The 21,456-nt window shown below is 66.2% G+C and carries 23 protein-coding genes and 2 tRNA genes; 13 read left to right on the forward strand and 12 right to left on the reverse strand.

The window, feature by feature from the left end:
- The first annotated feature begins 38 nt into the window (after window positions 1-38).
- Genes AAG689_RS01925 through AAG689_RS01935 form a run of 3 tightly spaced genes read left to right on the forward strand, consistent with a single transcriptional unit; the run spans window position 39 to window position 2,438 of the window.
- Complete coding sequence (locus tag AAG689_RS01925) at window positions 39-1,589, forward strand: AAA family ATPase (protein ID WP_406624531.1); 1,551 nt, start codon at window positions 39-41, stop codon at window positions 1,587-1,589.
- A gap of 43 nt (window positions 1,590-1,632) precedes the next feature.
- Window positions 1,633-2,016, forward strand: a complete 384-nt coding sequence (locus AAG689_RS01930) for a TraR/DksA family transcriptional regulator (RefSeq protein WP_406624532.1) — start codon at window positions 1,633-1,635, stop codon at window positions 2,014-2,016.
- 17 nt (window positions 2,017-2,033) lie between these two features.
- Entirely contained in the window at window positions 2,034-2,438 is a 405-nt protein-coding gene (locus AAG689_RS01935) for a group II truncated hemoglobin (protein ID WP_020228783.1), read from the forward strand.
- Here AAG689_RS01935 and AAG689_RS01940 read toward each other — a convergent pair.
- The 4 genes from AAG689_RS01940 to radC form a co-directional block, all read right to left on the reverse strand.
- Window positions 2,435-2,725, reverse strand: a complete 291-nt coding sequence (locus AAG689_RS01940; RefSeq protein ID WP_020228782.1) for a hypothetical protein — start codon at window positions 2,723-2,725, stop codon at window positions 2,435-2,437. The two genes, AAG689_RS01935 and AAG689_RS01940, sit on opposite strands and share 4 nt — an antisense overlap.
- Window positions 2,726-2,905: 180 nt before the next feature.
- Window positions 2,906-3,562 (reverse strand): Smr/MutS family protein, encoded by a 657-nt coding sequence (locus tag AAG689_RS01945; protein WP_406624533.1) that lies wholly within the window; start codon window positions 3,560-3,562, stop codon window positions 2,906-2,908.
- Window positions 3,559-4,725 carry an esterase-like activity of phytase family protein gene (locus tag AAG689_RS01950; RefSeq protein ID WP_406624534.1) on the reverse strand — a complete coding sequence of 389 codons (1,167 nt, stop codon included), beginning with the start codon at window positions 4,723-4,725 and terminating at the stop codon, window positions 3,559-3,561. Before AAG689_RS01950 ends, AAG689_RS01945 begins: the two co-directional genes overlap by 4 nt.
- Window positions 4,722-5,399 (reverse strand): DNA repair protein RadC, encoded by a 678-nt coding sequence (gene radC / locus AAG689_RS01955; protein ID WP_020228779.1) that lies wholly within the window; start codon window positions 5,397-5,399, stop codon window positions 4,722-4,724. Before radC ends, AAG689_RS01950 begins: the two co-directional genes overlap by 4 nt.
- Before the next feature lie 49 nt (window positions 5,400-5,448).
- On the opposite strand from radC, the gene AAG689_RS01960 reads away from it, so the two are divergent.
- The 3 genes from AAG689_RS01960 (at window position 5,449) to AAG689_RS01970 (ending at window position 8,429) form a co-directional block, all read left to right on the forward strand.
- Window positions 5,449-5,931 carry a peptidylprolyl isomerase gene (locus AAG689_RS01960; protein ID WP_020228778.1) on the forward strand — a complete coding sequence of 161 codons (483 nt, stop codon included), beginning with the start codon at window positions 5,449-5,451 and terminating at the stop codon, window positions 5,929-5,931.
- Entirely contained in the window at window positions 5,931-6,926 is a 996-nt protein-coding gene (gene ispH, locus AAG689_RS01965) for a 4-hydroxy-3-methylbut-2-enyl diphosphate reductase (RefSeq protein ID WP_406624535.1), read from the forward strand. Before AAG689_RS01960 ends, ispH begins: the two co-directional genes overlap by 1 nt.
- A gap of 180 nt (window positions 6,927-7,106) precedes the next feature.
- Window positions 7,107-8,429 carry a hemolysin family protein gene (locus AAG689_RS01970; protein WP_406624536.1) on the forward strand — a complete coding sequence of 441 codons (1,323 nt, stop codon included), beginning with the start codon at window positions 7,107-7,109 and terminating at the stop codon, window positions 8,427-8,429.
- Between the two features lie 199 nt (window positions 8,430-8,628).
- On the opposite strand, the gene AAG689_RS01975 is transcribed toward AAG689_RS01970, so the two are convergent.
- A complete protein-coding gene (locus tag AAG689_RS01975; protein ID WP_406624537.1) occupies window positions 8,629-9,300 on the reverse strand; it encodes an HPP family protein in 672 nt (223 codons plus the stop codon).
- 54 nt (window positions 9,301-9,354) lie between these two features.
- Here AAG689_RS01975 and serS point away from each other — a divergent pair, with 54 nt between their 5' ends.
- The 4 genes from serS to AAG689_RS01995 all read left to right on the forward strand — a co-directional run bounded on the left by serS (window position 9,355) and on the right by AAG689_RS01995 (window position 12,305).
- The gene (gene serS, locus AAG689_RS01980; RefSeq protein ID WP_406624538.1) at window positions 9,355-10,671 is read left to right on the forward strand and encodes a serine--tRNA ligase; all 1,317 of its coding nucleotides are present in this window, start codon (window positions 9,355-9,357) and stop codon (window positions 10,669-10,671) included.
- A 458-nt stretch (window positions 10,672-11,129) separates the two neighbouring features.
- Window positions 11,130-11,693, forward strand: a complete 564-nt coding sequence (locus tag AAG689_RS01985; protein WP_406624539.1) for a hypothetical protein — start codon at window positions 11,130-11,132, stop codon at window positions 11,691-11,693.
- Window positions 11,690-12,088 (forward strand): IPTL-CTERM sorting domain-containing protein, encoded by a 399-nt coding sequence (locus AAG689_RS01990; protein WP_406624540.1) that lies wholly within the window; start codon window positions 11,690-11,692, stop codon window positions 12,086-12,088. The genes AAG689_RS01985 and AAG689_RS01990 overlap by 4 nt, the downstream gene beginning before the upstream one ends.
- Before the next feature lie 132 nt (window positions 12,089-12,220).
- Window positions 12,221-12,305, forward strand: a tRNA-Ser gene (locus tag AAG689_RS01995).
- 103 nt (window positions 12,306-12,408) lie between these two features.
- Here AAG689_RS01995 and AAG689_RS02000 read toward each other — a convergent pair.
- From AAG689_RS02000 to AAG689_RS02025, 6 genes are all read right to left on the reverse strand, one after another.
- A complete protein-coding gene (locus tag AAG689_RS02000; protein ID WP_406624541.1) occupies window positions 12,409-13,062 on the reverse strand; it encodes a hypothetical protein in 654 nt (217 codons plus the stop codon).
- Window positions 13,063-13,198: 136 nt separating this feature from the next.
- On the reverse strand, window positions 13,199-13,504 hold the full coding sequence (locus AAG689_RS02005) for a hypothetical protein (RefSeq protein ID WP_406624542.1): 306 nt from the start codon (window positions 13,502-13,504) through the stop codon (window positions 13,199-13,201).
- A gap of 8 nt (window positions 13,505-13,512) precedes the next feature.
- Entirely contained in the window at window positions 13,513-14,433 is a 921-nt protein-coding gene (locus AAG689_RS02010) for a hypothetical protein (RefSeq protein WP_406624543.1), read from the reverse strand.
- Entirely contained in the window at window positions 14,430-15,767 is a 1,338-nt protein-coding gene (locus tag AAG689_RS02015; protein ID WP_406624544.1) for a tyrosine-type recombinase/integrase, read from the reverse strand. The genes AAG689_RS02010 and AAG689_RS02015 overlap by 4 nt, the downstream gene beginning before the upstream one ends.
- On the reverse strand, window positions 15,764-16,162 hold the full coding sequence (locus tag AAG689_RS02020; RefSeq protein WP_406624545.1) for a hypothetical protein: 399 nt from the start codon (window positions 16,160-16,162) through the stop codon (window positions 15,764-15,766). The genes AAG689_RS02015 and AAG689_RS02020 overlap by 4 nt, the downstream gene beginning before the upstream one ends.
- A gap of 187 nt (window positions 16,163-16,349) precedes the next feature.
- A complete protein-coding gene (locus AAG689_RS02025) occupies window positions 16,350-16,847 on the reverse strand; it encodes a DUF1643 domain-containing protein (RefSeq protein ID WP_406624546.1) in 498 nt (165 codons plus the stop codon).
- A 107-nt stretch (window positions 16,848-16,954) separates the two neighbouring features.
- On the opposite strand from AAG689_RS02025, the gene AAG689_RS02030 reads away from it, so the two are divergent.
- Together AAG689_RS02030 and AAG689_RS02035 are read left to right on the forward strand one after the other, a co-directional pair.
- Window positions 16,955-17,182: a helix-turn-helix domain-containing protein gene (locus AAG689_RS02030; protein WP_406624547.1), complete on the forward strand. Its 228-nt coding sequence runs from the start codon at window positions 16,955-16,957 to the stop codon at window positions 17,180-17,182.
- A 1,263-nt stretch (window positions 17,183-18,445) separates the two neighbouring features.
- Window positions 18,446-18,535: transfer RNA gene (locus AAG689_RS02035), tRNA-Ser, on the forward strand.
- A 593-nt stretch (window positions 18,536-19,128) separates the two neighbouring features.
- Here the strand turns inward: AAG689_RS02035 and AAG689_RS02040 are convergent.
- Window positions 19,129-19,311: a hypothetical protein gene (locus AAG689_RS02040; RefSeq protein WP_406624548.1), complete on the reverse strand. Its 183-nt coding sequence runs from the start codon at window positions 19,309-19,311 to the stop codon at window positions 19,129-19,131.
- A gap of 187 nt (window positions 19,312-19,498) precedes the next feature.
- Here AAG689_RS02040 and AAG689_RS02045 point away from each other — a divergent pair, with 187 nt between their 5' ends.
- Window positions 19,499-21,151, forward strand: coding sequence for an ABC1 kinase family protein (locus AAG689_RS02045; protein WP_406624549.1), 1,653 nt, complete (start codon window positions 19,499-19,501; stop codon window positions 21,149-21,151).
- The last annotated feature ends 305 nt before the right edge of the window (window positions 21,152-21,456 follow it).

The following is a 21,456-nucleotide window of genomic DNA, read 5'->3' on the forward strand; positions in this document are numbered from 1 at the left end:
AGCTGCTTGCGCTTGTGTATCAAGCGCTGGAGGCCGATTTGACTGATGAAACGCAAGCCCTGCGCGCCGCCTTGCGGGCCGATGCCGCCATCGAGACGCACTTGTCCCGCATCCTGCTGGCCGGCGACTGGGCCTACAAGCTCAAGAAACCCATCCGCCTGCCGTTCGCCGACTTCCGTTCCATCGAGGCGCGCCGCCACTACTGCGAGGAAGAGCTGCGCCTGAACCGCCGGCTCACCCCTGCGCTCTATGTGGACGTGCTGCCCCTGCTCGGCAGCGCACAGGCGCCGCGCCTGGGGCAGCCGGGCGAGGGGGGCGAGGCCATCGACTGGGTGCTGCGCATGCGGCGCTTTCCCCCGGGCAGCGAACTCGACGCGCTGGTGCGCGTAGGGGCCTTGCGCGCCGAGGAAATCGACGGCTTTGCCGCGCGCATCGCGCGCCTGCACGCCGAGGCTCCTGCCGCTCCCGCCACGGGAGAGGGCAGCGCCTGGGGCTCGGCCGCGCAGGTGGCGTGCGCCATCGACGACGTGTTCGACACCCTCGCGCCCCTGCTGCCCGACGCGCAGGCCGCGCGCCTGCAGGTGCTGCGCGCGTGGTTCGGTGCGCGCCGCGGCCGGCTGGCGCAGCGCTGGGCCGAGCGCCGCGCGGGTGGCCACGTGCGCGAAGGCCATGGCGACCTGCACCTGGGCAACGTGGTGTGCCTGGATGGCACGCTCACCGCCTTCGACTGCATCGAGTTCAGCCCCGCCCTGCGCTGGACCGACACGCTGGCCGACGCGGGCTTCTTCACCATGGACCTGCACGCCCACGGCCGCCCCGGGCTGGCATGGCGCTTCCTCGACGCCTACCTCGCCGCCACCGGCGACTACGAAGGCCTGGACGTGCTGCGGCCCTACGAGATCTACCGCGCCCTGGTGCGCGCCATGGCCGCACAACTGCGTGCGGCACAAGGCATCGTTCAAGGCGCGGCGCCGCAGCCGGGGCCGGACTACCTGGCCTGCGCCGAGGCCCTGGCCGCGCCCCGACGGCCGCGCCTGCTCATCACGCACGGCCTGTCGGGCTCGGGCAAATCCACCGTGGCCGCGCGCCTGCTCGCGGCGGCCGGCGCCGTGCGCCTGCGCTCGGACGTGGAGCGCAAGCGCCTGCACGGCCTGCCGGCGCTGGCCGACTCGGCCGCGCACGGCGTGGACATCTACACGCCCGAGGCGACGGCCCGCACCTTCGCGCGCCTGGGCGAATGGGCGCGCGCGGCGCTGCAGGCGGGCTACCCGGTGATCGTGGACGCCGCCTTCCTGCGCCGCGCCGAGCGCGACGCCTTCCACGCGCTGGCGCGCGCGCTGGGCGTGCCCTACGCCATCCTGCATTGCCACGCGGACCCGGACCGCCTGCGCGAGCGCGTGGCCCGCCGCCGCACGCAGGGCGCCGACCCTTCCGAGGCCGACCTGCCCGTGCTCGCGCGCCAGCAAGACACGGCCGAGCCCCTCGCGCCCGAGGAGCGCGCGCTGGCGCTGGACGTGGACACGGGCACCGAGGTGGACGTGGACGCGCTGCACCGGCGCTGGCTGGCCGGCACGGGCGGCGTGGCTTGATGCGCATCAACATGCCCCGCGCCGCCGCTGGCATGCTGGGCCCATGAACACCACCACCCTTTCCGATTCCCAGCGCGCGCATCTGCGCACCGTGCTGGAGCAACGCCAGCAGCAGCTGCTGCGCGAGCTGGGCCAAGTGCAGCGCGACACCCTGGCCGTCGCCTCCAGCGCCGGCGATGCCGAATCCGCGGGCAGCCCGCGCGACCAGGCCAACCGCATGGCCGAAGGCGTGGTGCGCGACGCCGAGGCCGCACGCGACCACGACGAGCTGGTGGCCGTGCGCGCCGCGCTGGAGCGCATGGCGGACGGCAGCTACGGTGAGTGCATTGACTGCGGCCAGGGCGTGGGCGCGGCGCGCCTGCTGGCCCAGCCGCATGCCGCGCGCTGCATCGCCTGCCAGTCCAAGGCCGAGCAGGCACGGCGCTGATTCCTACAATCGCGGGCATGTCCACTCCCGCACCGCAGCCGCCTGCCACGCCCTTCGAGTGGCTGGGCGGCGAAGACAAGGTCCGCCAGCTGGTGGACCGTTTCTACGACCTCATGGACCTGGAGCCCGCCTACGCCGAGCTGCGCGCGGCCCACGGCAGCACGCTGCAGGATGCGCGCGACAAGCTGTTCTGGTTTCTCTGCGGCTGGCTCGGCGGACCCGACCATTACCAAAGCCGCTTCGGCCACCCCCGCCTGCGCATGCGGCACCTGCCTTTTTCGATCGGCATCCTGGAGCGCGACCAATGGGTGGCCTGCATGGACCAGGCCATGGGCGAGACGGGCGTGCCCGAGGCGCTGCGTGCGCGCCTGAACGAGAGCTTCATGGGCACGGCCGACTGGATGCGTAACCGCGGCGGCTAGCTTGCCGCAGCGTTCTGCGCCAGGTAGGGCTGCTGCACCGCGCCCCCGTCGCCGCGCCGCAGCGTGGCCACGCGCGGATGCAGGGCGGGGTCGAGGATCACGCTGGGCTCCTGCGCAGGAGACATCTCGCGTTCCAGGCGCGCCACGCGTTCGCGGTACATGCGCGCCAGGGCGGTGTGGTGCTCGGCGGCGCACTCGTGCTCCAGGGCCGCCATGCGGGCGTCGTCGAGGCAGCGCTGGGCCCGGCGTGTGTAGATCACGGAAGGGTTGAAGAATCTCTGCAGCATGGTCCGCTCCTGACGAGTTGAATCGTGGTGTGAAGGTAAGGGGCGGAACGCTTGCGCCGCGTCAGACGGCGGCCCGTGGGCCCGCAGGCACAGGTCGCCGGCATGGTCTGGGATACTCCTGAAAAGAGAGCTGCCAGCGCTTGTCCAGCAAGCGCTGGAGGCCGATTTGGCTGCTATCTTTCAGCGGCGTCCCGGCTGCAGCAGCACCACCAGCGCGCCGGCACCGCCGTCGGCCGGGCGGGCCTGCACGAAGGCCAGCACTTCCTTCTTCTGCACCAGCCAGCGCTGCACGCGGCTCTTGAGCACCGGCGTGCGGCCCGGCGAGCCCAGGCCCTTGCCGTGCACCACGCGCACGCAGCGCAGGCCGGTGCGGTGCGCAAGGCGGATGAATTCGCCCAGCGCCTCGCGCGCCTCGTCGGTGCGCAGGCCGTGCAGGTCGAGCTGGCGCTGGATGCTCCAGTGCCCCGCGCGCAGGCGGCGCGTCACGTCCAGGCCGATGCCGGGGCGGCGGAAGCTGAGCTGGTCGTCCACGTCCAGCAGGGTGCTTACGTCGAACTCGTCGCTCAGCGACTCGCGCAGCACGCGTTCCTCGTCCAGCGTGCGCTGCACGGGCAGGGGCTCGGGCGGCGCGGGCAGGTGCCAGTGGCGCTCGTGCTGGCCCTTGAGGGGCTGCACGGGTCCGACCGCGTCCTGGAACAGGTGCCGCTCGGCGTGCGCGCGCTGCTGCGCCTCGCGGCGCTGGCGCTCGCGTTCGGCCTGCCGGACGGCGGCCTCCTGCAGCGCACGGCGCAGGGGCTTGAGGTCGGCGAAGGAGCGGGCGGTCAGGGCGGCGTTCATGGGCTGGCTGCGGTTGTACCGCATCGCCCTTGCCCGCCCTGGGGTTCCAGGTATTGCACCGCGATGAACTGCGTGACCTGCGCGGGGTTGAAGTTGTCGTCGCCCACGAAGACCAGCACGCAGCCGCCGCCGGGCAGGGGCGGGCCCCAGGCCATGCCTTCGAGGTTGTCCACGGCCAGGCCGAGCGCGGCGAAGTCGGCCACCGGGGTCTTGGGCACGACGGTGGCGGCGGCCAGCGCGGGCAGGGCCAGCGTGTCCTGGCCCGCGCGCGTGTCGATGCGGTACAGGCGCGCGGATACGCCCACGCCCGCGCTGTAGGCGCGCTCGAGCACCAGCAGGTGGTGCGGGCCGTCGGCCAGGATCTCGCTCACGCCGTTCATCTGCGGCCCCACGGGCACGCGGCGCGCATGGGGCACGGCGTCGGGCTGGTAGGCGATCTGGCGCAGCGGCCGGCCGCTGTCCACGTCGATGGCGGTGAAGCGCACCGGGGCGCCGGGCGACGCGGGCGTGGCGGGCGGGCCGTCCTGGCGCCAGGGCAGCTCCATCGCCAGCCAGGCGGTGCGGCCGCCGGGCACGAGGGCCAGGCCCTCCAGCGTGCCGTTGCCGCGCGGCCCGGCGCCGGGCGCGGGCTGGAAGGCGGCGGGCAGGGTGATGTCGCGCACGGCGCTGCCGTCGGCGCGGCTTTCGCGCAGTTGCGGGCCGAAGCCGCGGGCGAAGTCGCCCTCGCTGGTCCACAGGAAATGCCCGCTGCCGGGGCGCCAGCGCACGGCCTCGGGGTCGGGCACGTCCATGCCGGGCTCGGGCCGGGCGGGCGGCGCGAAGGGACGGCCGCCGGCGTGGCGCAGCGTATGCACGCCGGTGAACTCGGGCGGCGCGAGCTGCGTGGCCGTGTAGCGCAGGCGGGCGGTATAGACACGCGCCGGAGCGTGGGTGGAGCGGTCGTCGCTGATGAGCAGGTACAGATCCTGCGCCGGGTCGTAGTCGATGCCCGAGAGGCCGCCCACGGGCGTGCCGCCATAGGTGGTGCCGGGGGGCAAGGTGGCGGTGCCGATCAGGCGCAGCGGCGCGGCCGCGCCGGGCGCCGATGGCGGCGCGGGGGGATACGCGCAGCCGGCCAGCAGCAGGGCCGCGGCGCAGGCGGCCAGCCCGGCCAGCCGCCTCACACCAGCCCCTGCTCGGCCATCGAGAGCGAGGCGCCGGGCGCGACGATCACGTGGTCCAGCACGCGCACGTCGATCAGGCCCAGCGCGGCCTTGAGGGTCTGGGTCAGCGCCTCGTCGGCGCGGCTGGGTTGCACGCTGCCGCTGGGGTGGTTGTGCGCCAGCACCACGGCGGCGGCATGGTGGTGCAGGGCGCGCAGGACCACTTCGCGCGGGTAGACGCTGGTCTGGGTGAGCGTGCCGCGGAACAGCTCCTCCATGGCGATCAGGCGGTGCGCGCCGTCGAGGAACAGCACGGCGAACACCTCGTGCGGGCGCGCCGCCAGGTGCAGCTGCAGGTAGTGGCGCACGGCCTGGGGCGAGTCGAACACCTCGCGCTCGCGCAGCTGCTGGGCCAGTGCGCGGCGCGCCAGCTCCAGCACCGCCACCAGCTCGGCGCGCTTGGCGGTGCCGCCCAGGCCCTTGAAGTGGCGCAGGTCGTCGGCCTGCGCGTGCAGCAGCCCGGCGATGCCGCCGAAGCGCTCCAGCAGCTCGCCGGCCATCTGCAGCACGCCGCGCCCGGCGGTGCCGGTGCGCAGCACGATGGCGAGCAGCTCGGCGTCGGCCAGCGCGGCGGGGCCCTTGGCCAGGAGCTTTTCGCGCGGCTGCGCGTCGGCAGGCAGGTCTTTGAGCGGCATGGGAATGGCCCGGTTTTCTACAATGCGGGCCAGTTTATCGAGAGCCCGTATGACCGCCGACCCTTCCCAAGCCCCCGCACCCACCGTGCAGCAGGGCTCGTTCCTCACGCTGCACTACCGTCTGGCCGGCCCGGCGGGCGACGTGATCAACACCTTCGACGACAAGCCCGCCACGCTCTCCGTGGGCGCGGGCGAGCTGTCGCCCGCCGTGGAGCAGCGCCTGATCGGCCTGGCCGAGGGCGCGCGCGCCACCTTCGAGCTGGCCGCCGGCGAGGCGTTCGGCGAGCGCAACCCCGACATGCAGCAGTGGGTGGCCAGGAAGCTGCTGCAGGAGCTGGGCGACCCGCACGAGGAATACACCTTGGGCGACGTAGTGCAGTTCCCCACCCCCGATGGCACGGGCCAGTTCGCGGGCGTGGTGCTGGAGGTGCGCGCGGAGGGCGAAGGCGAGGGCGCGGTGCGCTTCGACTTCAACCACCCGCTGGCGGGCGTGCCCGTCACGTTCGAGGTGCAGATCATCGGCGTGCTGTGATGGACAAGCCGCAGGAGATCGTCCTCGCCGAGCCGCGCGGCTTTTGCGCGGGCGTGGACCGCGCGATCGAGATCGTGGAGCGTGCGCTGGCCAAGTTCGGTGCGCCGATCTACGTGCGCCACGAGATCGTGCACAACACCTACGTGGTGAACGACCTCAAGGCCAAGGGCGCTATCTTCATCGAGGACCTGGCCGAGGTGCCGCCCGGCGCCACGCTGGTCTTCTCCGCCCACGGCGTGAGCAAGGCGGTGGAGGCCGAGGCGCGTGCGCGGGGTTTCTCGGTCTTCGACGCCACCTGCCCGCTGGTGACCAAGGTGCACGTGGAGGTGGCCAAGCTCGCCCGCGAGGGCTACGAGTTCATCATGATCGGCCACAAGGGCCACCCGGAGGTCGAGGGCACGATGGGCCAGCTCGACCACGGCATCCACCTGGTCGAAGACGTGCAGGACGTGGCGCGCGTGCAGCCCGGCCAGACGGCCAAGCTGGCGGTGGTCACGCAGACCACCCTGAGCGTGGACGACGCGGCCGAGATCACCGCCGCCGTGCGCGCGCGCTTTCCCAGCATCCGCGAGCCCAAGCAGCAGGACATCTGCTACGCCACGCAGAACCGCCAGGACGCGGTGAAGCTGCTCAGCCCGCAGGTGGACCTGGTCATCGTGGTGGGCAGCCCCACCAGCTCCAACAGCAACCGCCTGCGCGAGCTGGCCGCGCGCCTGGGCACGCCGGCCTACATGGTCGACTCTGCCTCCGAGCTGCGCCACGAATGGTTCGACGGCGTCGCGCGCGTGGGCCTGACGGCCGGCGCCTCGGCGCCGGAAGTGCTGGTGCAGGCGGTGATCGCGCGCATCAAGGAGCTGGGCGCCGTGGCCGTGCGCAAGATGGACGGCATCGAGGAGACCGTGAAGTTCCCCCTGCCCAAGGGCCTGAAGATCGATGCCGCCACCGGCCTGGAAATCTCCGAGCGCCGCCCGGAGACCGGCCCTGCCGGCCGTTGATGCGGTTTTGATAGCGCCTCGCGCCCGGCTGGCGGGCGCTGCAGGCCAATTTGGCATGCATATTGCAATGCCGAGTGGCCGGCGGGGCATGCGTCACGCGCCGGCAATTCCCCGGACAATGCAGGGCTTCTTACAATTTCTGCATCTTCACACCACGGGAGCGCCACGGGCTTCCCACTTATGGAAATAGCAATACTGTTCGCCCTCATCCTGCTCAATGGACTGTTCGCCATGTCCGAGCTGGCACTGGTTTCGGCACGCAAGGCGCGCCTGCAGAAGCTGATCGATGAGGGCGATAGCGGCGCCATCGCCGCCGCCAAGCTGGGCGAGGACCCCACGCGCTTTCTCTCCACCATCCAGATCGGCATCACCTCCATCGGCGTGCTCAACGGCATCGTGGGCGAATCGGCGCTGGCCAGGCCGCTGGGCGATTGGCTCATCGGCCTGGGCGTGGAGGCCAAGGCCGCGGGCTACGCCGCCACGGGCCTGGTGGTGGTGCTCATCACCTACTTCTCCATCGTCGTGGGCGAGCTCGTGCCCAAGCGCCTGGGCCAGAGCCACCCCGAGACGCTGGCGCGCCTGGTGGCCCGCCCGATCAACTGGCTGGCCATGGCCACCAAGCCGTTCGTGCAGCTGCTGTCGCTGTCCACGCGGGCGCTGCTGCGCCTGCTGGGCGTGAAGGAGAACCCCTCCACCGTGACCGAGGACGAGATCCACGCCGTGCTGGCCGAGGGCACGAGCGCGGGCGTGATCGAGTCGCACGAGCACCAGATGGTGCGCAACGTGTTCCGCCTGGACGACCGGCAGATCGGCTCGCTCATGGTGCCGCGCGCAGACGTGGTGGCGCTGGACGTGCAGGACTCGTTCGAGGAGAACCTGCGGCTCATCGAGGAGTCCAACCACGCGCGCTTTCCCGTGGTGCGCGGCGGCATGGAGAACATCCTGGGCGTGCTCAGCGCCCGCCAGTGGCTGGCGCACGCGGTGCGCGAGGAAGCGCAGGGCCGCGAGCTGATGGCGCAGCCGCTGCAGGCCGCGCTGTACGTGCCCGAGACCATCAACGCCATGGAGCTGCTGCACGACTTCCGCCAGTCGGACGTGCACATGGCCTTCGTCATCGACGAATACGGCGAGGTGCAGGGCATCGTCACCGTGCAGGACATCATCGAGGCCATCACCGGCGAATTCCAGCCGCGCGACCCCGAGACCTCCTGGGCCGTGGAGCGCGAGGACGGCTCCTGGCTGCTCGACGGCCACATCCCCGTGCCCGAGCTGAAGGACCGCCTGAACCTGGCGAGCGTGCCGGAGGAAGAGCGCGGCCGCTACCACACGCTGAGCGGCATGCTGATGCTGCTCACCGGCAAGCTGCCCAGCGTGACCGACACGGTGCAGTGGGGCGGCTGGCGCTTCGAGGTGGTGGACATGGACGGCAAGACCATCGACAAGGTGCTCGCCAGCCGCGTGCCGGACACGGTGGTCACGCCGGACGACGCGACGGATTTATAAGGAATCAGGCTCCAGCGCTTATCCAGCAAGCGCTGGCAGCTATTCATTCAGTAGCACGCGGTTGCCCAGCTGGCGCGATCCAGGCGCGGGCAGCCGCGCAAGGGCCGCCCCGCCGCGCTGGCTGCGTCCTCCTGCCCGCATTGCGTAGCAATGCGAGAGCGGGGGAAGCGACGAAGTCGCTCAGGGGGTGGGCGTCATTTCAGCTCCACAGGTCCAATGGCGGGTCGGCGGCCACGGCGCGCAGGATGTCCGTGCGCGAGATGAAGCCCGCGAGCTGGCCGCGCTCGTCCGTCACGGGCAGGCCGGGCAGGTCCGTCTCCAGCAGCACGTTGGCCACGTAGCGCAGCTCGGTATCGGCCGTCACCGTCGGCACGGGGCTCACCATCACCTCGGACACGGGGCGGCGCGCGAGTTCGATGGCCTGCTTCACCGCGCCGGGCTCGGGCAGCAGGTCCAGCGGTGCCATGTCGGCGCGCAGCAGCAGTCCCACCACCTGGCCCTGCGCGTTCACCACTGGGGCCTGGGCGATGCGGTGCTCCGCCAGCGTCTGCCAGGCGTCGTTCACGCGCGTCTCGGGCGCGATGCCCAGCGAGCCGCGCGTCATCACGTCGCCCACGCGCGACAGGGGCTGGCGCGGCTGGGCCGGGCCCAGTTCGGTCTGCACGTAGGCCGAAACGGCCTCCAGCAGGCGCAGCGGGCGGGGCTGCGCGGGTGGTGGTGGCGGCGGCTCGGGCGCCGGAGGCGCGTCCGCATCCAGGGGGCGCGTGCGCAATGCCTGCGGGCGCTGCACGCGGCGCACGGGCGCCACCTGTGCCAGCTTGTCCGGCCCGCCGCGGTACATCTGCCCCGAAGGGCCAAACACGAAGAACATGGCTTGCCTCCTGCTTCCCATGTTATCGACGGCCGGGCCCTAAAATCAAAGGCTATGCTCGACATCCTCCTCCTCCGCAAAGACCTCGCATCGGCGATCGCCCGCCTGGAAACCCGCAAGAAGCCCCAGGCCTTCCTGAACGTGGAGGTCTTCCAGTCCCTGGAATCCGAACGCAAGACGATCCAGACGCGCACCGAGGAGCTGCAGTCGCAGCGCAACCAGCTCTCCAAGCAGATCGGCGCGCTCATGGGCAAGGGCGAGAAGGACGCCGCCGAGGCCGCCAAGGCCCAGGTCGCCGCCCTCAAGGACGAGCTGGACGGCTCCGCCACCCGCCTGGAGCAGATCCAGGCCGAGCTGCAGGCCATGCTGGCCGCCGTGCCCAACCTGCCGCACGAGAGCGTTCCCGTGGGGCCGGACGAAACCGGCAACGTGGAAGTGCGCCGCTGGGGCACGCCCGGCGCATTCGACTTTGCCGTCAAGGACCACGTTGACCTGGGCGAGCCCCTGGGCCTGGACTTCGACATGGGCGTGAAGCTCTCGGGCTCGCGCTTCACCGTGATGAAGGGGCCGATCGCCCGCCTGCACCGGGCCCTCTCGCAGTTCATGCTCGACGTGCAGACGCAGGAGCACGGCTACACCGAGTGCTACGTGCCCTATGCGGTCAACGCCGAGTCGCTCAAGGGCACTGGCCAGCTGCCCAAGTTCGAGGGCGACCTGTTCGCCGCCAAGAAGGGCGGCCAGGACGGCGAGCCCGTGCCCGACCATTCGGCGCTCTACCTCATTCCCACGAGCGAAGTGCCGCTCACCAACTTCGTGCGCGACGTGGTGGTGCCCGAATCCGAGCTGCCCATCCGCCTCACGGCCCACACGCCGTGCTTCCGATCCGAGGCCGGCAGCTACGGCCGCGACACGCGCGGCATGATCCGCCAGCACCAGTTCGACAAAGTCGAGATGGTGCAGATCGTGCACCCCGACAAGAGCTACGACGCACTGGAAGAGATGACGCGCCACGCCGAGGCCGTCCTGCAAAAGCTCGGGCTGCCTTACCGTGTGGTGTGCCTGTGCACGGGCGACATGGGCTTCGGTGCTGCCAAGACCTACGACCTGGAAGTCTGGCTGCCCGCGCAGAACACCTACCGCGAGATCAGCTCCGTGAGCAACTGCGAGGCCTTCCAGGCACGCCGCCTGCAGGCGCGCTTCAAGAACGCCCAGGGCAAGAACGAACTGCTGCACACGCTCAACGGCTCGGGCCTGGCCGTGGGCCGTACGCTGGTGGCGGTGCTGGAGAACTACCAGAACCAGGACGGCAGCATCACCGTGCCCGAGGCGCTGCGGCCCTATATGGGCGGGCAGGCCGTGCTGGCTGCCTGACATAGCCCGGAGCGGGGCCGCCGTCGCGTCATAAACCTGTTGCCGGGTGCACTTCCCGCTCGGTCACACGCGCTTCAAGTCGAGGCGTAGCGCGGAGGGAGAGGCGCGGAACGGGCCACTATGTGATGCGGCGCTTCAAGGCCGAGAGGCAGGGATGACTGTCAACTTGGCACGGATGACTCCGCTCTTGGGTACGTGGCTAAGGCCGCTCACGATCGTATTGAAGTCCCACCCATGCCATGGAATTGTGCGTCATGGTAGGGATAACCCGCGTCATTGGCAATCGGTTTGGATTTGTCATTTGTTATGACTATGATGGTGGCCTGTGTGCGCTTGTGAGGTGTTTTTATTGGGATCAACGCAGCCGTCGTATGGCTTTGGTAGGGAGCCGCGAGGGTGTGTCGAAAGCAAGTGCCGAGGGAAGTGCTGGCCAATCCAATACCTGAGGGTGATACCGAATGCAACTCTCATCACTGAATTTTTTGATGCGCCGTTTGTGTGTGATCGGGGTTTTTTCCCTCATGCTATTCGATGGCGCCTGGGCGGTAGTGCTGAATGCATCCAATACTGCAGGGAACAATCATCGGGGTAATATGTTCGATGTGGAGGCAAACACACCTATTGCTATTACGCAGTTGGATGTCAGTCCCATGGGGAATACAACTATTGAGGTCTACTATAAAGTAGGAACATGGGTTGGCTTTGCCAATGACGGTAGTGCTTGGACGTTGATACAGACCTCACCTGTGACCTATACGGGTGGTTTTGTTCCGGTGCAGTTGAACACCCCTGTGGTATTACAGGCCAATCAGCGCTATGCCTTCTACGTCACCTCGAGTAACCAGTCTGTCGCTCTGAACTACTCGAATGGTACGGCAGTGGGGAATGTTTATTCGTCTGACGCGAATCTGACGTTTTTCGAGGGGGTGGAATGGAGTACCCGTTCACCATGGGGACCGGCGCGGTTTATCAACCACGAGTGTGGAATGGCGCTATTCACTATGATATTGTCGGACCCGTGACCCACTATTCAGTATCTGTGCCGCCAAATAGCATGCAAGGTGCAGCTTTTAGCTTTACTGTGAGAGCACTGGATGCCAATGGTTACCAGAATCCAAGCTATGCTGGAATTGTGCATTTCACCAGTTCTGATGGTGCGGCCGTCTTGCCCCCTAATGCAATGCTGCCCCTGGGTGCCGGAACCTTCTTGGCGACGCTCAATACGACGGGGAGCCAGACTATTACCGCTACGGATACAGTCTCGAGCGGCATTACAGGAGTGTCTTCCAGCATTGCAGTCGCTCACGTTGCTGTCACGCCGTCCAGCATTCCTACCTTGTCTGAGTGGGCGCTGATGGGCTTGTCGTCATTGCTGGCCATGTTCGGGCTGCTGGGAATGCGACGTCCGGCAGTGTGATCACACTACTCCTGCTTCTACCCACCAGCCTGTCCATTGCAGAATCGCTGCTTGCGAGATCACGGCCCTGCGGTGGTCTGTTGATGCCGGCTGATTGAAATTTGCTGCTAGAATCGCGGGCTTCGACACACAGGAGAGGTGGCAGAGTGGTCGAATGTACCTGACTCGAAATCAGGCGTAGTGGCAACACTACCGTGGGTTCGAATCCCACCCTCCACTGCAAGTATTCATATCAGACGGGCCCGAGTGGCCCGTTTTGCATTTCTACCCAGCGTTTTATCTATCGTGGCGCAGAGGCTGCTCGTCTTGCCGACCGCCTATTACTTCAGCCACTGCTGGAGTTCTGGTGCGGCCCCACCGAAGATGGTTCCGACAAACAGCAAGACAACCCCAACGGCAGATACATGGACCCCGCCCGTTGCAGTGGATTCGATCTTCTTTGATACGGCGTCAATCTGACCCGACAACTGGCGGGCCTGCGCGTCCAAGGCTTCTTGCGCTTTCTGTTGGGCTTGCAAAACTGCTATCTGTGTTCTGCCCTGTGCATCTTCCAACTGCTTGACGATGCCCTCCAAATGCCCTACGCGCCCTTCGACACTTTGGTCGGTCGAGGGAGCGCTCGTTGAATAGCCATACATCTGACCTGACAACCCAGGCAGCACTATGTTCATCGTGGCCGTTATCGCTGGAGGATGAAGTGGCGGGAATACCTTTATCCATGCCTTGAATTGCGAGCGGACGGTTGGTTGTCCGAAGTCAGCTCGTGTTTTCAATATACCCAACACTACTGTGAACACCCCACCTAGCTGCAAGCCCATGCCAGCCAGACGAAACGACTGTTCCGTCCAGTCAAATGTGCCTACGCTAGCGATAGATATACCGACCCCCGCGATTGCCCACCAGTAGTAACTATTGATCGGTACGCGTCGTACCCAACGGCCTATCTCTCTCAGCCAACGGACAAGATTCTTCATAGCTCTTGCTATCCAAGTTGTTGCCACTCATTGTGTCAGGTGGCAGACATACCTTGCATCGTCGTCGTTGCAGCTATTGCGAGTAGTTCCGTTATTTAGATTTTCAGTGGGGCTACTGCGGCCAAACCTCTTGGGGCTACTCGGGTACAGGCTTACGAGAGTTAGCGAGGCATGCTTTGCGGCTGTCCTGGTCTTTGATGGCGTAGCAGCGATCCCGTGACCCCTTGATTTCCGCCAGACATTGGTTCCGGTTATCACCATCCTTGATGCGGTAGCAATTTCCAGGATCCCGCTTGACCTGCGCCAGACAGTCCGCCCGCTTGTCCGCATTCTTGACCGCATAGCACTCCGAGGTGCCCGCCATGGCCTCCCCCATCCACGCCGTGACGACCATGCAGAGCGGCGCGAGGAGGTAGCTTCTTGCTATGTTGCTGATGGTCATGGTGCCCTCTATTGGCAGACGCTGTGGAACATGGCCTGCTCCTCGCCAGCGCTGCATATGGTCAGTTGCTGCCCATTCCGCTGCCAACTGAATCTACACATGGCCAGCCCTGATCCGCTACAGGTCTGCATTTCCGGACGACCCTCGCATCGGGTGTCACCCTCCATGCATTGATCTGCATCCTTGGAGATCACCGGCTGCCAGCCATCACGCATGAGCACCACCCGCACCTGGGCGTAGGACTCATTGCGAGCGAATGGCGGTACAGGACGGCGATGGGGTGAGGACTGTGCCTGGGGCTTATCCATCACAGGTGGCGCGGAGCGATCATCCCTGTCAGATGACTTGCGAGAGATCATGAGCGGCGCGCGATCCTGCTTTGCCACGGTGTTGCCCGTGACCTTCTGCCATTGCCCCGCATACGCCCAATATCTCTGCCCCTGGTAGCTGACTTGCATGCGTTTGGGCTTGAGGGGTTCAGCATTCTTCGATGACTGCCATTGCGTCCAGTCCGCTGTCACAGGATCCCCGTGCGTCACCTCACGGCATTGCCCACGTGCGATCTTGCGCATTCTTTCTTGATAGGCGGCCCAGTTGTCACGTTGCATGTAGCTGTCGCTGGTCATGATCCGTCCTAGCACCTCTGGCTGGTGACGGAATTTTTCCTGCAGGGCTTGGTTCGTCACGTCCTTGGCACCGACGATTTCATCGAGTGATTGCTGTTGATGGCACAGCAGGGCAGGCTCCGTCATAGCAGGGCGCAGTTCCAGTTTTACATCCGGTATGAGCGGTGCGATGGGCGCCATGACCACGACAGCCAGCCCGTACCATGCCAGGATCACCTTCGCCTTGCCTATGCGGCCCTGTCCCCATGTGGCCGATGACCACGCCCGTAGAGATTTCCATTTGGTGGTGAGATAGTTCTTCATTGCATTGCTCCCTCTGTGTTCTTGTGCTGATCGGGTGTGTTGGCCCGTGTTGATGCGAGTGGGTCAGAGTTATGACCGTCGGTCATATTTCCTGCGCGGCGACCGAGGGCGTAGTCCGCCCAGTCCTGCATGAGCTGTTGCCGTTTGGCGAGGAGGTCACCACGCCGATACGCTGCCTCCGCCTTGTTGCCCACCGCATGGGCCAGCGCCATTTCTGCGACCTCGTTGGGGTAGTCGGTTTGCTCCGCGCACCAATCGCGGAACGTGGAGCGGAACCCATGGGGTACCGCCTCCAGCTTCAGACGGCGCAGCACCGCTGTGAGCGTCATGTCGGAGAGCGGACTGCCCAGTTCAGGGTCACGGCTGTTGGGGCTCGGGAATACATACGCCTTGGCCGTAGTGCGTCCTGCTGCCAGCGCGAGCGCTTTCATTTCTTGTAGGAGTGCGATAGCTGCATCCGACAGCGGCACCCGATGGGCCTTGCTAGCCTTCATGCGTTCAGGGGGGATCGTCCACACCCGCGCAGCCAGATCAATTTCTTCCCAGGTGGCACCGCGAACTTCTCCGGAGCGGGCTGCCGTCAGGATCAGGAATAGCAGGGCCTTGGCCCCCATGCCGTCCTGCCCCACCAACTGCTCCATGAATACTGGCAACTGCGCATAGGGCAGCGCCTGAAAATGCGTGGTCTTGGTCACCTTGCCCGGCGCAGGCAATAGCTTGTCCAGCAGTCCCTTCCAGCGCGCAGGATTGGAGTCTGTGCGGTAGCCCCGCGCAATGGCCCAGTCGATGATGGATTCGATGCGACCGCGCAGGCGGGTGGCTGTCTCCGTCTTGCTGGACCAGATCGGCTCCAGCACCTTGAGCACCATCGCGAGCGAGATGTCCCGCACAGGCATCTTGCCCAGTACAGGGGTGGCGTACATGTCCAGCGACCGTTGCCACTGCTGTGCGTGCTTTGCGTTTTTCCAGCCCTTCTCATGCGAGGCGATATAGCGCTTGGCCGCTTCACCGAATGTCATGCTGGTGTGGATTTCCGCGACCAGACGGGCACGCGCCCGACGACCATCCTCGATGGGGTCAATACCTTGAGAGAGCTTGGCCCGTGCAGCCCGAGCCGCCTCCCGCGCATCGGCCAGCGTGACGGACGGATACGAGCCCAGGCCCAGGTCACGCCGCTTGCCCGCCACCTGATAGCGCAGCACCCAACTGCGCGAGCCGTACATCGTGACATTGAGGATCAGGCCACGCACGCCGCCGACATGGTTGGTGCCACGGCGCCAGAGGGCTGCGACCTGGGTCGCGCCCAGCTCCTTGCGGGGTTCGCGGGGCATCATGGCTGCACCTCCGCAGATGCGGGACGGAGATAGCCAGGGGGCTCATAGATCAGTACCTGCCACTCGCACGCCGAGGCACGAGAGAGGGCATGGGCAGGGTCACCCCCATCCAGGGCGATCAGTTCGCTCTCGACGGCGCGAGTACGGCCAGCCGAGAGCCAGTTGGCCCAGGCGCGGTAGCGGGCGACCATCCCGGCGTCGCGCTGGTGGAGATAGACGACCTGCAGTGGCGCAGGCGGTTTGGGGGCAGTCAATCGAATTTCCTCCTTGACCGCCACTCTGGAGAGTTTGGAGGACTTGCGGGAAATTTCGATTGCATCGTCCCGGAACCCGCATGGGGCAAGGCGATGCTTTCTCTCTCCCGGATCTATTGAGGTGGTTGCTATCAATTTCATATCAATGACTCCTATGTCATTGATTTTCAATAGCTTTTCCGGGAGCGGAGAGGGGGTGTCCGGAGCGGGCAGGTTGTCTTGAGGGACGAGGCAGAGGACGCGTTTTCTTGCCGCGCGAGACACGCAGGCGCTTCGGCGATGGGGAGCATGGAGGGGAGACCAGCGGGTAGACCTACCCACCATCTGTTCAGGCCAGTTCGTAGGGTTCCAGCGTCCAGCTGTAGTCCAGGTACAGAGGATGCCGAGGATGGCCATTGACCGTCAGATCGCCGAATCGGCGCCATTGGGGCTGGTACTGCGCCAGCCGTTCGTGCAATGCATCACGCGCCCGGAGGAGATAGGGCCGATTCACCACGGACGCACCCCAGGCCGCCCAGATGGTGGGTGAGGGGTATTGCGCGACGGTCTTCTCGATGGCCTCCAGATTGCGCTCGTAGGCGACAGGATCAGCCTTGGGCGGCAGGTCTTTGGGATCGGTGGCCCGCACCGGGTAGAGATTCAGCATGACAAATCCATCGAATCCACATTGCTGTGCGACCTTCTCCACGCGGGTCACGGTGGGGTCGAGCTTCTCTTGGGTGGCGGTGCTGGGATTGAGGCCGATGACCAGCAGCGGGCGGGCTCCGGAGCGGCCCAGGGCGTAGCGCCATTGGTCGTTGTGGTCGGGGTGATAGATGTCGTACACCTGTAGAGCCTCCGTTGTGCGCAGGTCACCGGGAGACGGCTCACGACAACCGGAATATATGAATTAGTGTTTATGTGAATTAGAGCATAACACTGAGAGTTGGAGGGGTGAAGACCCTGGCCCAACGATTCGGTGAGTACGTGCGTGACATGCGTCACGCGCGGGGCCTCAGTCAGGTGGAGTTTGGTGAGCAGTGCGGCTTCTATCAGACCTACTTGAGCAGGATAGAGAGAGGTCAGGCCAATCCGACGCTGAATGCAATGGAGGTCATTGCCAATGGCCTTGGCGTGACGGTCTTCGAGATGTTTGAGGCCATCAGAGATGCGGATTCCTGAGATTCGCAGGCTTCTAGCCCGTTGAGCATCGCCAGTATCTCGACCTCTCCAGCCGCCCTTTTTTGCTGTCGCCTTTTGCTTGCCCGACGCCCGCCCGACAGCCCCGAGTTTCGGGCGGGAGCGCTTCATGATCTACCCGACCTGATTCGAGGCTGTTGGGTCACTGTTCCGAGATTCCACTCTCCTCATACACCCAGCCCCCGCCCGCCCCGCCGTCCCGTAGGGACGGGCGGGCGGGGGCGGGTATGGGGTGGCGGGATATGGCCCCCGAGGGGCTCGGTACGAGTCGCCACGCTGATATCTGTTGCCCTTGGACTCCTTGAGGTCAGAGTGGTACTTAGCGCGTTTCGTGGGGGCTGTGACTATGGGGGTAGCGGGTAGGCTCTTCGTGCAACTCTTTGGTATTTCTCCGTGCGACTTCGGCACCATCATGCGGTGGTGGCTCGCCGTCTGCTCAGGCGCCAGTTCTGCGTCTGGGCATCCGCTGCCTTTGCTATCCCGGAGATTCTCATTCCTGGGTTTATCCGTTTGCGCGTTGCCCAGTAGCCTCCACCCCAGCCCGACTCCCCCCGCCCCCCTTTCAGGGGGTGGCGGGCGGGGGGAGTTGGGCGGTGGAGATTGGGACGTGCTCGGATGCCCGTTCTGGGACTCGGTTGGAGATGGTCGATGGGGCTGCGTTACTTCAGTTCCGGGGTGCTGCAGAGATATACCTCTTCACATTTCGTGCAGTCCACCACTATGGGGGTCATGGGTAGCTTTCGTCGATGGGTGGACGCGACGGCTGATCGGTGGGTGAGATGCGGCCAGTTCGGCGGCCTCCTGCTCCCTGCGCCGGGCGGTGAACATGATGGCGGCGGCTTGGAGGCGATCGGTTTCGGAGTTGTCCGAGGGGTTCATTTGAGCGGTAGACATTTGTACGTTTCCTATTGGATATGGGTGCGGGCATGCGCAGGACGCCGCGATTCAGGCATGCTGTTGCCTTGCCTTCCAGGCGCCTGCGACATGCGGATGGATGGGGGCGAGCCCCTATCGCTTCAGATCAGGCCTTCTTGCGGGCCAGATGGCGCTTCTTCGCCGCCCGCTTGCCCGGTCTGATCGACTTGCGAGCGGGTGATGCCGTGGCGGAGATCCATCCGCCACAGGAGATCAGCCTACCCATCACCCCGGATGACCCCGTTGCAGGCTCGCTCCCGCTGCTGCAGACCGCGCGCAGATTGCGGGACGCTGCGAAAGTCCTGCTAGAATCGCGGGCTTCGACACACAGGAGAGGTGGCAGAGTGGTCGAATGTACCTGACTCGAAATCAGGCGTAGTGGCAACACTACCGTGGGTTCGAATCCCACCCTCTCCGCCAATTGGCTTTTAAAATCAACAGCTTAGCTGATTTTTAGGGATTTGTCCCACATAAAAGCCCACAAAAAGCAGAAGCTGCAATCCCTCCGGATTGCAGCTTTTTTGCTTTTATGCCGCCTTTTCTAGAGCAGGTGCTGGCTGGCATGTCAACGTCATCCCTGGCTTGGTGAGACAAAGAGAGGCGGGAACTGAGCCTACTGTCCAGGTAGCCGAGAAGGGGAGCCGCTGCGTGCGCGCGTCTATAACGGTGCTCCAGATTTGACTTAGTAAGGGCAGTCACCGGCGAATCTGCTAGCACGTGAGGCAACTGCGTAGCGATGCGGTACAAGATGCGGCTGACGGGCCTGCAGCGGGCTAGCAACTGGACCGAGCTGGAGCAGTATCTCGTAGGCGCTGTGGTCGAGGTGAAGGGGGCTCTGACATAGGCGGGGGCAAGACCATGGCGGCATACGGCACCAAGTTCCCAAGGCCGACATCGTCGCTATCGCCCAGGAAGTCCGCAACAACCTGGGCCACAACGACCTGCACACCATCAGCGCGTACTACGGCAGCTTCCGCAAGGCGCGGCCCACGGCCTGGACGCGCACCGGCGGCCTAGCCCTTGAGGACGGGCGCCTTGCCAGCGTCTGCACCGACCCGCCGCTGCTGGCCGAGCCGGACGGCAGTTACCGCCAGCGCAGCGAAGGCGAGCGCGCCGGGATCGCCATCAGCATCCAGATCGAAGGGCTGCGGGGTGTCGAAGCAACCCTCGACTTGGGTGCATTCGTCCAGGAACACCCTGGCAAGGAGGCCGCGTTACTGGAACTGTTGGAGGCGAGGGGCCTTGCCGACAGGGCGAAATGACGTTACGGGCCAGTCGTAGGAAAACGCGCAGCACGCACATTCCTTCAAATGTGCAAGCTGAGGACTCCTGGGGGCTATCCTTGAAGCCTCACAGCTCTGATGGATGACGAGGGACCTGCCTATGCTGCAAACCGCGATGGTCGCCGTGCGCGACCGCCAGCGCCTGCAAGAGATCGTCACCGTGCTGCTGCGCCACGGAATGGGCGACATCGCCGACCGGCTCGCACTACGCCAGTGGCTGCCTGTCGGGCGCACCGGTGCCGTGCATCCCGGGGCCGAGGCCGCCACGCCGCCGCAGCGCCTACGCATGGCGCTAGAGCAACTCGGCCCCACCTTCGTGAAACTGGGCCAGGTGCTGGCCACCCGAGGCGACCTGCTGCCGCCGGAGTGGACGCGTGAACTGGAGCGGCTGCACGCTGGCGTCACGCCAGCACCCTGGGACGAGATCGGACCACAGGTCGAAGAAGACGTGGGTGCGCCGGTGTCCGAAATCTTCCCTGGTTTCGTCGCCGAACCCCTCGCCGCCGCATCAATGGCACAGGTATACCGTGCCGCGCTGCCGGACGGGCGCGCGGTGGTGCTGAAGGTGCAGCGCCCCGGCCTGCGCCGCCGCATCGATGCCGACCTGCGGTTGCTCGACCAACTGGTCGCGTTGGCCAGCGAGCGCTGGCCCGAACTGGGGCGCTACCGGCCGCGCGAGGTGATGGCGGACCTGGCCGCCGCGCTGCGCGAAGAACTCGACTTCACCCAGGAAGGCCGCAACACCGAGGCCATCGCCGCGGCCGTGGGAGACCGCAGTGACGTGCTGATCCCGCGCATCCATTGGGCCTGGACCAGCGAGCGACTGCTGGTGATGGACTTCGTGGAAGGCGCGGCGCCAGGCGACATGGCGGCGATGGCGGCACTGGGCGCTGATGGCCCGCTGCTTGCGCAGCGCGGTGCCGAGGCTTTCCTGCAGATGGTGCTGGAGGTCGGTGTGTTCCATGCCGACCCGCATCCGGGAAACCTGTTCGCGCTGCCCGGCAATCGCGTGGCCTTCATCGATTTCGGTATGGTCGGGCGGCTTTCGCCACGCCGGCGCCAGCAGTTGCTGGCGCTGCTCGCAGCCATCGTGCGCGGCGACGCCGATGGCCTCTCGGCCGTGATGCTCGACGTGTCGGAAGGCGGCACGCCCGACCTGGCGGCGCTGGCCGCCGCGAGCGAGCGCTTCGTCGCGCGCCATGCGGGAGGCGTGCACGATCTGGTGCAAGCGCTCGACGACTTCATGGCCATGGTACGCGACGCGCGGCTGTACCTTCCGTCCGACCTGGCGCTGCTGTTCAAGGCGCTGGCTACGGCCGATGGCATGCTGCGACGGCTGGACCCGGCGATTGATTTGGTGGCCACGGCGACACCCTTGGTGAAGCGGGCGATGCTGGCGCGCTATTCGACCGAGGAGATCGGTCGCCGCGGCAAAGCCGCGGCAGCGCAGCTCTACGACGTGGCGAGCGAAGCGCCACAGGTGCTGCGGCTGGTGCTGCACTACCTTAAACAGGGCAAAGTGAACGCCGAGATCGAAGTGAAGCACATCAGCCAAGTGAGTGGCGCGCTCGAGCGCTCCGCCACGCGCCTGGCCATCGCCATCGTGGCAGCGGCTTTCATCCTCGGCCTGGCGCCGCGGCTGCTTACCCTGGGCCCCACGTGGTACGGCGTGCCAGTGTTCGGCTTCGTGGGTCTCGTGCTCGCGATAGGCTGCGTGGCTGTGCTGCTCTGGAGCTTTCGTCGCCGACGCTGACTCTGCCGCTCCTGGTTGCGGGTGAGGGACATCTACTCGGATCCAGACCAACTGGCGTGCGCCGATGTCCAGTTGCTGCAGCCTGCCGGGTGAAGCTGCGTGGGGGAGATACCAAAACTACATCCTGCCTGTTCGCAGAGGCAAGTGCCGGCCCTAGAAAACTCAGCTCGGCTGCGCCTGCGGGCGGCGGCAGGAATCTGGCATCAAGCACGGCATAGCTGGCCGTAGCCGTGGGTCCTGCCGTACTGACGAGCGCGTTCACCACGCTCCGCATTGCCTTGCCTCAGTCGCTCGGTGGTGGCAGC

This window comes from Acidovorax sp. SDU_ACID1, from assembly GCF_045291395.1.
GTDB lineage: Bacteria > Pseudomonadota > Gammaproteobacteria > Burkholderiales > Burkholderiaceae_C > MR-S7.

Coding starts and splice junctions, on each gene's coding strand:
- AAG689_RS01930 (WP_406624532.1), top strand. CDS start 1,633: ATGAACACCACCACCCTTTCCGATTCCCAGCGCGCGCATCTGCGCACC.
- AAG689_RS01935 (WP_020228783.1), top strand. CDS start 2,034: ATGTCCACTCCCGCACCGCAGCCGCCTGCCACGCCCTTCGAGTGGCTG.
- AAG689_RS01940 (WP_020228782.1), bottom strand. CDS start 2,725: ATGCTGCAGAGATTCTTCAACCCTTCCGTGATCTACACACGCCGGGCC.
- AAG689_RS01945 (WP_406624533.1), bottom strand. CDS start 3,562: ATGAACGCCGCCCTGACCGCCCGCTCCTTCGCCGACCTCAAGCCCCTG.
- radC (WP_020228779.1), bottom strand. CDS start 5,399: ATGCCGCTCAAAGACCTGCCTGCCGACGCGCAGCCGCGCGAAAAGCTC.
- AAG689_RS01960 (WP_020228778.1), top strand. CDS start 5,449: ATGACCGCCGACCCTTCCCAAGCCCCCGCACCCACCGTGCAGCAGGGC.
- ispH (WP_406624535.1), top strand. CDS start 5,931: ATGGACAAGCCGCAGGAGATCGTCCTCGCCGAGCCGCGCGGCTTTTGC.
- AAG689_RS01970 (WP_406624536.1), top strand. CDS start 7,107: ATGGAAATAGCAATACTGTTCGCCCTCATCCTGCTCAATGGACTGTTC.
- AAG689_RS01975 (WP_406624537.1), bottom strand. CDS start 9,300: ATGTTCTTCGTGTTTGGCCCTTCGGGGCAGATGTACCGCGGCGGGCCG.
- serS (WP_406624538.1), top strand. CDS start 9,355: ATGCTCGACATCCTCCTCCTCCGCAAAGACCTCGCATCGGCGATCGCC.
- AAG689_RS01985 (WP_406624539.1), top strand. CDS start 11,130: ATGCAACTCTCATCACTGAATTTTTTGATGCGCCGTTTGTGTGTGATC.
- AAG689_RS02000 (WP_406624541.1), bottom strand. CDS start 13,062: ATGAAGAATCTTGTCCGTTGGCTGAGAGAGATAGGCCGTTGGGTACGA.
- AAG689_RS02005 (WP_406624542.1), bottom strand. CDS start 13,504: ATGACCATCAGCAACATAGCAAGAAGCTACCTCCTCGCGCCGCTCTGC.
- AAG689_RS02010 (WP_406624543.1), bottom strand. CDS start 14,433: ATGAAGAACTATCTCACCACCAAATGGAAATCTCTACGGGCGTGGTCA.
- AAG689_RS02015 (WP_406624544.1), bottom strand. CDS start 15,767: ATGATGCCCCGCGAACCCCGCAAGGAGCTGGGCGCGACCCAGGTCGCA.
- AAG689_RS02020 (WP_406624545.1), bottom strand. CDS start 16,162: ATGAAATTGATAGCAACCACCTCAATAGATCCGGGAGAGAGAAAGCAT.
- AAG689_RS02045 (WP_406624549.1), top strand. CDS start 19,499: ATGCTGCAAACCGCGATGGTCGCCGTGCGCGACCGCCAGCGCCTGCAA.